10 protein-coding genes and 1 tRNA gene are annotated in these 13,058 nt (G+C 66.4%); 6 read left to right on the top strand and 5 right to left on the bottom strand.

Features of this window, described 5'->3' with window-relative positions; genetic code table 11:
- Window positions 1-60 precede the first annotated feature (60 nt).
- Together HNQ66_RS10785 and HNQ66_RS10780 are read left to right on the top strand one after the other, a co-directional pair.
- A tRNA-Val gene (locus HNQ66_RS10785) sits at window positions 61-135 on the top strand.
- 380 nt (window positions 136-515) lie between these two features.
- The gene (locus HNQ66_RS10780; protein ID WP_184143980.1) at window positions 516-2,000 is read left to right on the top strand and encodes a nucleobase:cation symporter-2 family protein; all 1,485 of its coding nucleotides are present in this window, start codon (window positions 516-518) and stop codon (window positions 1,998-2,000) included.
- A gap of 74 nt (window positions 2,001-2,074) precedes the next feature.
- Here HNQ66_RS10780 and HNQ66_RS10775 read toward each other — a convergent pair whose 3' ends face one another.
- The 5 genes from HNQ66_RS10775 to HNQ66_RS10755 form a co-directional block, all read right to left on the bottom strand.
- Complete coding sequence (locus tag HNQ66_RS10775) at window positions 2,075-2,212, bottom strand: hypothetical protein (RefSeq protein WP_184143978.1); 138 nt, start codon at window positions 2,210-2,212, stop codon at window positions 2,075-2,077.
- 104 nt (window positions 2,213-2,316) lie between these two features.
- Entirely contained in the window at window positions 2,317-3,465 is a 1,149-nt protein-coding gene (gene dgoD, locus HNQ66_RS10770; protein ID WP_184143976.1) for a galactonate dehydratase, read from the bottom strand.
- A gap of 56 nt (window positions 3,466-3,521) precedes the next feature.
- Window positions 3,522-4,262, bottom strand: a complete 741-nt coding sequence (locus HNQ66_RS10765; protein ID WP_184143974.1) for a FadR/GntR family transcriptional regulator — start codon at window positions 4,260-4,262, stop codon at window positions 3,522-3,524.
- Between the two features lie 130 nt (window positions 4,263-4,392).
- On the bottom strand, window positions 4,393-4,746 hold the full coding sequence (locus HNQ66_RS10760; protein ID WP_184143972.1) for a VOC family protein: 354 nt from the start codon (window positions 4,744-4,746) through the stop codon (window positions 4,393-4,395).
- Window positions 4,747-4,756: 10 nt separating this feature from the next.
- Complete coding sequence (locus tag HNQ66_RS10755; RefSeq protein ID WP_184143970.1) at window positions 4,757-5,791, bottom strand: GntR family transcriptional regulator; 1,035 nt, start codon at window positions 5,789-5,791, stop codon at window positions 4,757-4,759.
- Between the two features lie 191 nt (window positions 5,792-5,982).
- On the opposite strand from HNQ66_RS10755, the gene ilvD reads away from it, so the two are divergent.
- The 4 genes from ilvD (at window position 5,983) to HNQ66_RS10735 (ending at window position 13,056) form a co-directional block, all read left to right on the top strand.
- On the top strand, window positions 5,983-7,818 hold the full coding sequence (gene ilvD, locus HNQ66_RS10750; RefSeq protein WP_184143968.1) for a dihydroxy-acid dehydratase: 1,836 nt from the start codon (window positions 5,983-5,985) through the stop codon (window positions 7,816-7,818).
- Window positions 7,819-8,104: 286 nt separating this feature from the next.
- A complete protein-coding gene (locus HNQ66_RS10745) occupies window positions 8,105-8,839 on the top strand; it encodes a DUF899 domain-containing protein (protein WP_184143966.1) in 735 nt (244 codons plus the stop codon).
- Window positions 8,840-8,868: 29 nt separating this feature from the next.
- Window positions 8,869-9,645 (top strand): VOC family protein, encoded by a 777-nt coding sequence (locus HNQ66_RS10740; protein ID WP_184143964.1) that lies wholly within the window; start codon window positions 8,869-8,871, stop codon window positions 9,643-9,645.
- 90 nt (window positions 9,646-9,735) lie between these two features.
- A complete protein-coding gene (locus HNQ66_RS10735) occupies window positions 9,736-13,056 on the top strand; it encodes a transglutaminase family protein (protein WP_184143962.1) in 3,321 nt (1,106 codons plus the stop codon).
- Window positions 13,057-13,058 lie beyond the last annotated feature (2 nt).

Below are 13,058 nucleotides of genomic sequence, written 5' to 3'. Positions count from 1 at the left end.
AAGGTTCGAAAACCCTATTGACGCCGCCTCCGGTTTTGTGGTCTATGCGCCGCATCGGATGGGCGTGTAGCTCAGCGGGAGAGCACTACGTTGACATCGTAGGGGTCACAGGTTCAATCCCTGTCACGCCCACCATTCGAATTCCAAAGGCCTTTCGGGAAACCGGAAGGCCTTTTGTTTTTGGGGCTTTCCCCCGCGGAAAAGGCTCCCCCGGGCCGGTGCCGGGAAATACACATATGCCGCCAAGGAAATAGTTGACGGCGGGGTGTGTTTTGCTGTCTGATGCGCATGGCTCCGAAGCGGGCCTCACGCCGGAAACCGGCGTCAAGCGGATGAAATTCCGTGTAAATCGGGCGGAAAGCGCCCGGCAGGCCGCAAACCCGGCGCCCGATTACCCCGCTAAACCGTAAAGTGTTTATCTTCAGGCTATACTTGCGGCCACACACCCCTCTACAAAAGATGGCGCACCCCGTTGGAGGACGGGTTGAAGCAGTCGTGCGATAGGAGGAGTATCCATGAGCGACGCATCCCTTATAAGCCCGGTGGACGAGAAACTGCCTGTCGGCAGGCTCGCGACGCTCGGGATACAACACGTACTCGTCATGTATGGCGGCGCGGTCGCCGTGCCGCTGATCGTCGGCCGGGCGCTGCAGCTCAGCCCCCAGGACGTGGCCTTCCTGATCTCCGCCGACCTTTTCGTCTGCGGCCTCGTGACCATCATCCAGTCGCTCGGCATCACCCGCCATATCGGCATCCGCATGCCCGTCATGATGGGCGTGACCTTCGCCTCGGTCGGCCCGATGGTTTCCATGGCGACGCTTTCGCCGGGACCGGAGGGCGCCCGCATGATCTTCGGCGCCATCATAGGCGCGGGCTTCGTCTCGCTGCTGCTCGCCCCCGTCATGGGGCGGCTCCTGCGGTTCTTCCCGCCGGTCGTGACAGGCACGATCATCCTCATCATCGGCGTGTCGCTGATGCGCGTGGGCATCAACTGGACCTTCGGCAACCCCTTCGGCCCGACGGCACCCAAGCTGATCGACCCCAGCCACATCGAATGGCTGAACCAGATCAAGAAGCTCGCCGAAACCGGCGGCCCGGCCGTTCCTGACGGCTTCGCCATCGCCCCGACGCTCTCCAACCCGATCTACGCCGAACCGAGCCACATCGCGCTCTCGGCCCTCGTCCTGATCTCGATCCTGCTGATCGCCCGCTTCGGCCGCGGCCTCATCGCCAACATCGCCGTGCTCAGCGGGGTCATCATCGGCTGCATCGTCGCGGCCGCCCTCGGCATGATGCATTTCGACCGCGTGGGCGATGCCGGCTGGTTCGCCGTCGTCACGCCGCTGCGCTTCGGCATGCCGATCTTCAACCCGGTCCTCATCGCCACGATGACGCTGGTGATGATCGTCGTCATGATCGAATCGACCGGCATGTTCCTGGCGCTGGGCGAGATCACCGGCAAGAAGATCGAGCAGCAGCACCTGACGGCGGGACTGCGCGTCGACGGCATCGGCACGATGATCGGCGGCCTCTTCAACACCTTCCCCTATACGAGCTTCTCGCAGAACGTCGGCCTCGTCGGCGTCACGGGGGTGAAGAGCCGTTACGTGTGCGTCGCCGCCGGCGTCATCATGATCGTCCTCGGCCTCATCCCCAAGATGGGCGCCCTGGTGGAAGCCGTGCCGACCTTCGTGCTCGGCGGCGCGGGCCTCGTCATGTTCGGCATGGTCGCCGCGACGGGCGTGCGCATCCTCACCACGGTGGATTTCAAGACCTCGCGCAACAACCTGTTCGTGGTCGCCGTCTCCGTCGGCTTCGGCCTCATCCCGCTGCTGGCGCCGAACTACCTGATGTGGATGCCCCACGCCATCCACCCGGTCATCGAATCGGGCATCGTGCTCACCTCGATCGCCGCGATCGTCCTCAATGCCTTCTTCAACGGCGCGAAGTTCGAACAGACGTCCGCCATCGAAGCGGCCCGCATGGCCGACAGCCACTAACGGCCTGACGCCAGAAAGACAAAAGCCGGCCCGTTCACCGCGGGCCGGCTTTCTGTTTGCGGGGAATAAACCCGTTAGTTCAGCGGAACCCGCATGCCGCCGTCGGAAACCGGCGGGCGGGCATAGGTCGTGTTGTCGGCAGCCGTGGTACTGCAACCGGCGAGCGCCAGAAGCGTGAGCGCAGCGACGATGAAACCGGAAATGGGGCGCATGGTCCTCTCCTTGTGGTGTGCTCGTAACACATAGGAAACGCCGCCATCCGCGTCCACTGGCAGCGGGCATGAAAAAGCCCGCCGCCTTTCAGGGACGGAGAGGATCACCACTCGGCGACGCTGCCGTCCTCATGGCGCCAGACGGGATTGCGCCAGCGATGGCCTTCCTTCGCCCGCTCGACGACATAGGCCTCGTCCACCTCCACGCCGAGGCCAGGCCCCTGCGGGATCGACACGAAGCCGTCCGCATAGTGGAACACTTCCTTGTTGGAGATGTAGTCGAGGATGTCGTTGCCCGTGTTGTAGTGGATGCCGAGGCTCTGCTCCTGGATGAAGGCATTGTAGGAGACGGCATCGACCTGCAGGCAGGCGGCAAGCGCGATGGGGCCGAGCGGGCAATGGGGCGCCAGCGCCACATCGTAGGCCTCGGCCATCGCCGCGATCTTGCGGCATTCCGTGATGCCGCCGGCATGGGAAAGGTCGGGCTGGAGGATATCGACATAGCCGTCCGCCAGCACGGACTTGAAGTCCCAGCGCGAATAGAGCCGCTCGCCGAGGGCGATCGGCGTCGAGCAATGGTTGGCGATCTCCTTCAGCGCCTCGCGGTTCTCCGAAAGCACCGGCTCCTCGATGAACATCAGCTTGAACTGTTCGAGTTCCTTGGCCAGCACCTTCGCCATCGGCCGGTGCACGCGGCCGTGGAAATCGACGCCGATGCCGATATGGGGGCCGACGGCCTCGCGGATCGTCGCGATGGTCGCGACCGCCTTGTCCACTTTCTCCCAGCTATCGACGATCTGCATTTCCTCGCAGCCGTTGAGCTTGATCGCCTTGAAGCCGCGGGCGACGACCTCGCGGGCATTGCTGGCGACGTCCGAGGGCCGGTCGCCGCCAATCCAGGAATAGACCTTGATCCGGTCGCGCACCTGGCCGCCGAGCAGCGCATGAATTGGCTGGCCGTAGGCCTTGCCCTTGATGTCCCAGAGCGCCTGGTCGATGCCGGCGAGCGCCGACATGTGGATCGCCCCGCCGCGATAGAAGCCGGCGCGGTACATGACCTGCCAATGGTCCTCGATCAGCAGCGGGTCCTTGCCGACGAGATAGTCGGCGAGTTCCTGCACCGCCGCTTCCACCGTCAGCGCGCGGCCTTCCACCACCGGCTCGCCCCAGCCGACGATACCCTCGTCCGTCTCGATCTTCAGGAACAGCCACCGCGGCGGCACGATATAGGTCGTCAGCTTCGTGATCTTCATGGAATTTCATCCCTCGGTTTGTCTTGGCTCGCGGGCCTTGCGCCCCGCGGAATCGGTCAGTCGGCCCTGCCCATCAGGCCGGAGAGGTCGCGCGCGGCAAGGTCGAGGATGCGGCGTGAGCAGGCCTCGGCCCGCGCGGCATCGCGCAGGCGCAGCGCATCGACCAGGTCCCGGTGCACGCCCAGCGCCTCCTCGCGCTTTTCCGACGCGCGGTTGGAGGCGTGCAGCGCATGGGAAAGGGCGGCGTGGATGATCGAGGAGAGCTGGTGGAAGACCTTGTTGTGGCTCGCCTTCAGCAAAGTCTCGTGGAAGCGCGTATCGGCGATGGTGAAGGCTTCGAGATCGCCTCCCGCCGCGCCCATCTCGTCGCAGGCCCGCTCGAGGTCGGCGATCTCCTGCGCGCTCGCGCGGGAGGCGGCAAGGAAGGCCGCGGCCGGCTCCACCGTGCGGCGCGCCTCGAGGATCGAGCCGAGCAGTTCGGCCGAGAGCACGTCCGGTCCCATCCATTCGAGGATCTGCGCGTCGAGCACGTTCCATTCCGAACGGTCGCAGACGAGCGTGCCGACCCGCGGCCGGCCGCGCACGAGGCCCTTGGTCTCCAGCACCTTCAGCGATTCGCGGATGACGGTGCGGCTGACACTGTAGGTCGCGCAGAGATCGCTTTCGCGCGGCAGCACGGCGCCCGGCGGAAAGCGCCCGCCGCAGATATCCGCACCGATGGCGGCCGTCACGTTGTGGCGCACGCGCGGACGGCGCGACGACGGCCGTTGCGCCTGCCTCTTCGCCTTTTCCGCCATGTCGCCTCCGCCGCTCAATTCATCATACAAAAGATATCGAATTATATGACAAATTGATGGCGAAGGCTATGCCCTGCCCTCTGCGGATGCACATAAATCCTTGCCGGAAAGCGCGGCCGGACCGAGGCGGTCAGCGTGTGTGCATGAGGATGTTGACGAGCGTGCCCGCCGGGTCGCGCACGAAAAAGCGCCGCACGCCCCAGGGCTCGTCCGCCGGCCCGTATTCGACCGGATAGCCGCCCTTGACGGCCGCCGCATGGACCGCCTCCACGTCGTCCACCTCGATGGAGAGCCCCGGCACCGGCGTGCCGGAACCGCCCTCGGAGGCGAAGCTCACCTGGAGCGGCATGGTGCCTTCGCTGCCATAGGTGGCGATCCAGCCGTGATCCATCAGCGAGGTCAGCCCCAGCACCTCCTCATAGAACCGGGCGACGGCGGCCGGATCGGCCGTTTCGATATTCGCGACGATGCGTCTGACCTTCATGCTAATCTCCTCAATGAGCGACCGGCACCGCATAGGCCGGCGTCTCCGGCCGGTGCGCCTGCCTGATTTCGCCGACACGCCCGATGATCTTGGGCAGGGATACAAGGATATGGTGGCGCAGCGTCTCGGCCGCCCGCCCGCTGTCGTCCACGTCCAGCGCCCGGAAGACCGCCAGATGCTCGGCGATGAAGGGCTCGTCGGACGGCAGGCGATGCGAGACGCCGATGACATGCTTGCTGACGTTCAGCATGAAGCGGGCGCGCCTCAGCGCGATCAGCAGCTCCCGGTTCGGGCAATAGCCGAGACAAGTGACGTGCAGGTCCGTCTCCAGCACGTCCATCGCCGCGACCGAGAGGTCGGGATAGAGGGCAAGCGCCTCCTCCAGCCGCTCCGTCATCGCCCGGCGCGCGGCGGGCGGGATGAAGGGTGCGGCCTGCACCAGCGCGACCGGCTCCAGCGCCACGCGGATATCGTGGAGGTGCCGCATGCGGGCCTCGTCGAGCGGAACGAGCATCCAGCGCATCCGCTCGTCCTTCTCGACGACGCCGAGGGCTTCGAGCCGCGTCAGCGCGTCGCGCGCGACCTGTCGGCCGACGCCGCGGGCGCGCGCCAGCTCCACCTCGTTGATGCGGTGACGGCCGAAGGCGGAAAGATGCACCATCTCCCGTTCCAGGCTCTCGTAGATCCCCTCCCAGGCGGGCGCCTTGCGCAAGGCCGGCGCCTCGTCGTCGAGGCCGAGCATCTCCGAAGTCAGCATCACGCGCTTCGGCCCGCTCCGCCCCTGCCCCACCAGGAAGCCGCGCCCGTCGAACCGCCGGATCGCCCCGGCCGCCTCCAGGAGCGCGAAGGCCTGCCGCACGGGGGTGCGCGTGGAGGCGAAAAGGGCCGCGACCGGCCCTTCGAGCAGCAGGGCGCCCCGCGGCAGGCGCCCGGCCGAGATCGACTCGGCCAGCACGTCGCGGATGCGCAGGTAGAGCGGGCTCTTGTCCGGCCCCGCGCCCACCTCTTCCTGAACCGGCTCCATATCCATCATGGCGCGGACCATGGCACGAATGCACCCTGCCGACAACGGTCATGTCCGCGGGCCGCGCCGGCAAGGAAATTGCGCCGCGGCGGCAAAAAATCTCCATTCCTTTCGTGACGCGCGGGGCGTTTTGCGTTAGGGAACCTCTGCTGAGGCTCGCAAGACGGCCACGAAGCGCCCATATGCAGCCGCGTCCACTCGAGGAATTGACCATGCCCGCATATCGCTCCCGAACCACCACCCACGGCCGCAACATGGCCGGTGCCCGCGGCCTGTGGCGCGCGACCGGCATGAAGGACACGGACTTCGGAAAGCCGATCATCGCCGTGGTGAACTCCTTCACCCAGTTCGTGCCCGGCCACGTCCACCTCAAGGACCTCGGCCAGCTCGTCGCGCGCGAGATCGAGGCTGCCGGCGGCGTCGCCAAGGAATTCAACACGATCGCCGTCGACGACGGCATCGCCATGGGCCATGACGGCATGCTCTATTCGCTGCCGAGCCGCGAGATCATCGCCGATTCGGTCGAGTACATGGTCAACGCGCACTGCGCCGACGCCATGGTCTGCATCTCCAACTGCGACAAGATCACGCCCGGCATGCTGAACGCCGCCATGCGCCTCAACATCCCCGCCGTCTTCGTCTCCGGCGGCCCGATGGAAGCCGGCAAGGTCGTCCTCCACGGCAAGACCCATGCGCTCGACCTCGTCGACGCCATGGTCGCCGCCGCCGACGACAAGATGTCCGACGACGACGTCAAGGCCATCGAGCGCTCCGCCTGCCCGACCTGCGGCTCGTGCTCGGGCATGTTCACCGCCAATTCGATGAACTGTCTGACCGAGGCCCTCGGCCTGTCGCTGCCCGGCAACGGCTCGACGCTTGCCACCCACGCCGACCGCAAGCGCCTCTTCGTCGAGGCCGGCCACCTCATCGTCGACCTCGCCCGCCGCTACTACGAGCAGAACGACGACAGCGTGCTGCCGCGCACCATCGCCAACAAGCGCGCCTTCGAAAACGCCATGTCGCTCGACATCGCCATGGGCGGCTCGACCAACACGGTGCTGCACATCCTGGCCGCCGCCTATGAAGGCGGCGTCGACTTCACCCTGGAGGACATCGACCGCCTGTCGCGCAAGGTGCCGTGCCTGTCCAAGGTGGCCCCCGCCAAGGCGGACGTTCACATGGAGGACGTCCACCGCGCCGGCGGCATCATGCGCATCCTCGGCGAGCTCGACCGCGGCGGCCTTCTCCACCGTGACACGCCGACCGTGCATGCCGAGACACTGGGCGATGCCATCGACCGCTGGGACATCTCCCGCACGAATTCGGAAACGGTGCGCACCTTCTTCCGCGCCGCGCCGGGCGGCATCCCCACCCAGGTCGCCTTCAGCCAGGAAGCGCGCTGGGACGACCTCGACATCGACGGCGAGAACGGCGTCATCCGCTCCGTCGAGCATCCCTTCTCCAAGGACGGCGGCCTTGCGGTCCTCTCCGGCAACGTCGCCCTCGACGGCTGCATCGTGAAGACGGCCGGCGTCGATGAATCGATCCTGAAGTTCTCCGGCCCCGCCGTCGTCTTCGAAAGCCAGGACGCAGCCGTCAAGGGTATCCTCGGCGGCGAGGTGAAGGCCGGCGACGTCGTCGTCATCCGCTACGAAGGCCCGAAGGGCGGCCCCGGCATGCAGGAAATGCTCTATCCGACGAGCTACCTGAAGTCGAAGGGCCTCGGCAAGGCCTGCGCGCTCATCACCGACGGCCGCTTCTCCGGCGGCACGTCCGGCCTTTCCATCGGCCACGCCTCGCCGGAAGCCGCGCAGGGCGGCGCCATCGGCCTCGTGCGCCAGGGCGACATCATCGAGATCGACATCCCGAACCGCACGATCAACCTTGCGGTCTCCGACGCCGAGCTCGCCGCCCGCCGCGCCGAGCAGGACAAGCTCGGCTGGAAGCCGGCCGCCCCGCGCAAGCGCAACGTCACGACGGCGCTGAAGGCCTACGCCGCCTTCGCCGCCAGCGCCGACAAGGGCGCCGTGCGCATCCTGCCGGAATAAGGGCAGCGACCGGCACGGTGCACCAATCCCTCCAAGTGCAGGGTATTGCTATGAAGACCCTCTCTGCCTGCCGGCATCTCCCCCACAAGGGCGGAGAAAGGCTGGCAGCACCCTTTTCCCTCGATTTTTGAACGCCGAGTGTGCCGCGGGTTAAGTCCCTCCCCCTTGTGGGGAGGGGTTGGAGAGGGGTCTTCACGAGAAACCCTTCCCCAACCCGCTTTGACATCAATCATAAATGTTGATATCAACCCATACGTCGAAAGCCCGCGAAAGAGGAGTTCCGAGCATGAGACCGGACCACGAGATCGTATCCCGCAAGGAATGGCTGGCGGCGCGCAAGGCGCTGCTGACGCTGGAGAAGGAGGAGACGAAGCTGCGCGACAAGGTGCGCGCCGAACGCCTCGCCCTGCCCTGGGTCAAGGTCGACAAGGCCTACACCTTCAACACGCCCGAGGGGCAAAAGAGCCTTGCGGACCTTTTCGACGGCCGCAGCCAGCTTGTCGTCTATCACTTCATGTACGGCCCCGACTGGGAGGCCGGCTGCCCGGGCTGCTCGTTCCTGGCCGACCATATCGACGGCATGCTGCCGCATCTCAACCATCACGACGTGACGATGATCGCCGTTTCCCGCGCACCGCTGGAAAAGCTCATGGCCTATCGCAGGCGCATGGGCTGGAAATTCCCCTGGGTCTCCTCCCACGGCAGCGATTTCAATTTCGACTACCATGTCTCCTTCACGAAGGAGGAGCTGGCGAGCGGCAAGGTCCTGTATAATTACCGCGAGACGCCCTCGGCCGAAGCGCATGACGAGCTGCCGGGCCTCAGCGCCTTCTTCAAGGACGAGGACGGCACCGTCTACCATACCTATTCCGACTATGCCCGCGGCGGCGAGGAGCTTCTCGGAACCCTGATGGTCCTCGACCGCGCGCCGAAGGGCCGCAACGAGACCGGCACGCTCAGCTTCGTCAAGCGCAAGGACGAATACGAGGACGCACCGAAGACGCATTCCTGCTGCGACTGACCCACTCTCCCGGAAGAAGGAACGACCGCATGCACAAGGACTACGGAAAATTCTGCTGGTACGAGCTGATGACGACGGACGTGCCGGCCGCCGAACGCTTCTACGCCTCCGTCATCGGCTGGACGACGCGCGATTCCGGCATGGAGGGCATGAACTACACCCTCGCCTATGCCGCAGACATGCAGGTCGCCGGCATGATGGGCATGCCGGAGGAAGCCGAGGGCATGCCGCCGATGTGGTTCGGCTATGTCTTCACCGACGATATCGAGAAGACGGCGAAGGAGATCGCCGCCAATGGCGGAAAGGTGCATCGCCCGCCGCAGGACATTCCCGGCATCGGCCGCTTCGCCGTCGTCGCCGATCCGCACGGGGCGGTCTTCTCGCTCTTTACCACCGACAGCGAAGGCGCCCCCTTGCCGGAGATGATGACGCCCGGCCATGTCGGCTGGAACGAACTGATGGCCGGCGACCTCGACACCGACTGGGCCTTCTACGAGAAGACCTTCGGCTGGACGAAGGACAAGGCCGTCGACATGTCGGAAGGCGGCATGGGCATCTACCAGACCTTCGGCGCAAGCGGCGGGCTTGCCTTCGGCGGCATGATGACGAAGCCGGCCAGCATCCCCGCCCCGCCCTTCTGGGGTTACTACTTCGTCGTGAACGGCCTCGATGCGGCGACGGCGCGCGTCACGGACGGCGGCGGGAGGGTCCTGATGGGGCCGATGGAGGTGCCCGGCGGCGCCTGGATCGTCAATTGCCTCGATCCGCAGGGCGCGCATTTCTCCCTCGTCTCGATGACCCGCTAACGGCGGGCCATTGCCGCTTGCAATCTTTCTTTGCATTGCACAAACTCTCCCGATGACGGCGCCAGACCGTCACCGGGGGACACAGCACGCATGTCGATCAAAGCCGGCATCCATCACCTTACCCACTACAAATACGACAACCCGGTCCGCCTTGGACCCCAGATCATCCGGCTGAAGCCGGCGGCCCATTCGAGGACCAGGGTCATCAGCCACTCGCTGAAGGTCTCACCCGAAAACCATTTCGTGAACCTCCAGCAGGACCCCTACGGCAACTACCTCGCCCGCTACGTCTTTCCCGATCCGGTCACGGAACTGAAGATCGAGGTCGACCTCGTCGCCGACATGACGGTCTACAACCCCTTCGACTTCTTCGTGGAGGAAGAGGCCGAGCACTGGCCCTTCGACTATCCGGCCGATCTCGTCGAGGACCTTGCGATCTATCGCACGCCCGAGCCGCTGACGCCGGCCCTTGCCGCGTTCATGCAGACGGTCGACCGCTCCCGCCAGCGCACGGTCGACATGGTCGTCGGCCTCAACGCGCGCCTGCAGCGGGAGATCGGCTACGTCATCCGCATGGAGCCCGGCGTGCAGGCGCCGGAGGAGACGCTGACCGCCGCGCGGGGCTCCTGCCGCGATTCGAGCTGGCTGCTCGTGCAGATCCTGCGCAATCTCGGGCTCGCCGCCCGCTTCGTCTCCGGCTACCTCATCCAGCTCACGCCCGACCTGAAGGCGCTCGACGGCCCCTCCGGCACCGAGGTCGACTTCACGGACCTCCATGCCTGGTGCGAGGTCTATATTCCCGGCGCCGGCTGGATCGGCCTCGACCCGACCTCGGGCCTCCTGACGGGCGAGAGCCACATCCCGCTCGCCGCCACGCCGCACTATCGCAACGCCGCCCCCATCTCCGGCGGCTATTTCGGCAGCGCCAACACGGAATTCGATTTCGCGATGACCGTCACGCGCGTCGCCGAGCATCCGCGCATCACGAAACCTTTTTCCGAGGAGAGCTGGCAGGCGCTGAACGCGCTCGGCCGAAAAGTCGATGACGTGCTCGCTACGCAGGACGTGCGCCTCACCATGGGCGGCGAGCCGACTTTCGTTTCCATCGACGATTTCGAATCCGCCGAATGGAACACCGCCGCCGTCGGCCCCACCAAGCGCGAGAAGGCCGACATCCTCATCCGGCGCCTGCGCGAAAGATTCGCGCCCGGCGGCTTCCTGCATTACGGGCAGGGCAAGTGGTATCCCGGCGAGAGCCTGCCGCGCTGGACCTTCTCGCTCTACTGGCGGCGCGACGGCAAGCCGATCTGGCAGGATCCGGCCCTCATCGCCGAGGAAGGCGCCGACCGCCCCGTCACCGAGGAGGACGCCGCCCGGCTCCTCACCGCCATCGCCGGCGAACTCGATATTTCCCCGGAAATGGTGGTTCCCGCCTTCGAGGACCCGGCCGAATGGCTGGTGAAGGAGGCGAAGCTCCCCGACAATGTCGATCCGGCCAATTCGAAGCTGGAGGACCCGGAGGAGCGCAGCCGCATCGCCCGCGTCTTCGACCGCGGCCTGACGCGGCCGACCGGCTATGTCCTGCCGGTGCAGGCATGGAATGCGCAGGCCGGCGGCCGGCGCTGGACGAGCGAGAAGTGGCACACGCGCCGCGGCCGCCTGTTCCTCGTGCCCGGCGACAGCCCGGTCGGCTACCGCCTGCCGCTGAATTCGCTGCCCTGGCTTTCGCCCGCCGCCTATCCCTACATCAACCCGATGGACCCGAGCATCGCGCGCGCCGACCTGCCGGACTTTGCCGCCGAGACCGGCCGGCCGCAGCAGGCCGCGCATTTCCAGCCCGCTGCCGGCGGCCGGCAGCAGCAGACCGAACAATCCACCGACATAAGCGGCCATGTGCGCACCGCCATCTCCGTCGAGCCGCGCGACGGCAGGCTCTGCGTCTTCATGCCGCCAACGGTCGACATCGAGGACTATCTCAACCTCGTCGCCTCGGCCGAGCGCGCCGCGGCAAGCCTCGGCCTACCCGTCCATATCGAGGGCTATGCCCCGCCGCAGGACGAGCGCATCAACGTCATCCGCGTCGCGCCCGATCCCGGCGTCATCGAGGTCAACATCCACCCGGCCGCAAGCTGGCAGGAATGCGTCGACATCACCACGGCGGTCTACGAGGAGGCGCGCCAGTCGCGCCTCGGCGCCGACAAGTTCATGATCGACGGCCGCCACACCGGCACCGGCGGCGGCAACCATGTGGTCGTCGGCGGCCGCAATCCGGGCGACAGCCCCTTCCTGCGCCGCCCGGACCTTTTGAAGAGCCTCGTCCTCCACTGGCAGCGGCACCCTTCGCTCTCCTACCTCTTCTCCGGCCTCTTCATGGGCCCGACGAGCCAGGCCCCGCGCATCGACGAAGCGCGGCACGATACGCTCTACGAGCTGGAGATCGCGCTTTCGCAGGTGCCCGCGCCAGCGGATGGCGTGCCGCCGCTGCCCTGGCTCGTCGACCGGCTGTTCCGCAACCTCCTCACCGACGTCACCGGCAACACGCACCGCTCGGAAATCTGCATCGACAAGCTCTTCTCGCCGGACGGGCCGACCGGGCGGCTCGGGCTCGTGGAATTCCGCGGCTTCGAGATGCCGCCGAACGCCCGCATGAGCCTTGCCCAGCAGCTCCTCATCCGCGCGCTCATCGCCCGCTTCTGGCAGAACCCGGCGGACGGCGGCTTTACGCGCTGGGGCACGACGCTGCACGACCGTTTCATGCTGCCGCATTACGTCTGGCAGGATTTCCTCGACGTCCTTGCCGATCTGCGCGCCAACGGCTTCGATCTTCGCCCGGAATGGTTTGCCGCCCAGCTCGAATTCCGCTTCCCCTTCTGCGGCGAAGTGGAATACGAGGGCGCCAACCTGGAGGTCCGGCAGGCGCTGGAGCCCTGGCACGTCATGGGCGAGGAAGGCGCGATCGGCGGCACGGTGCGCTATGTCGACAGCTCCGTCGAGCGCCTTCAGGTGAAACTGGAGACGGCGAACCCGGAGCGCTACACCGTCGCCTGCAACGGCCGGCCCGTGCCGCTGAAGGCGACGGGCATCAAGGGCGTCTCGGTCGCCGGCGTGCGCTACAAGGCCTGGCAGCCCGCCTCAGGCCTTCATCCTGTGCTGCCCGTCAACACACCGCTTACCTTCGACATTTATGATACATGGTCGCGGCGGGCGATCGGGGGCTGCATTTACCACGTTGCTCATCCGGGCGGACGCAACTATGACACCTTCCCGGTAAACGGCAACGAGGCCGAGGCGCGCCGGCTGGCGCGGTTCGAGCCGTGGGGGCATACGGCGGGCAGCTACGGATTGCAGGCGGAAACGCCGTCGGCGGATTTCCCGCTGACGCTGGACCTGCGCCGGCCGCCCGGCCTCTAGCC

Origin of the sequence: Shinella fusca (genome assembly GCF_014203155.1) — a bacterium.
Lineage (GTDB): Bacteria > Pseudomonadota > Alphaproteobacteria > Rhizobiales > Rhizobiaceae > Shinella > Shinella fusca.
This window is presented reverse-complemented; position numbering and strand designations above follow the sequence as displayed.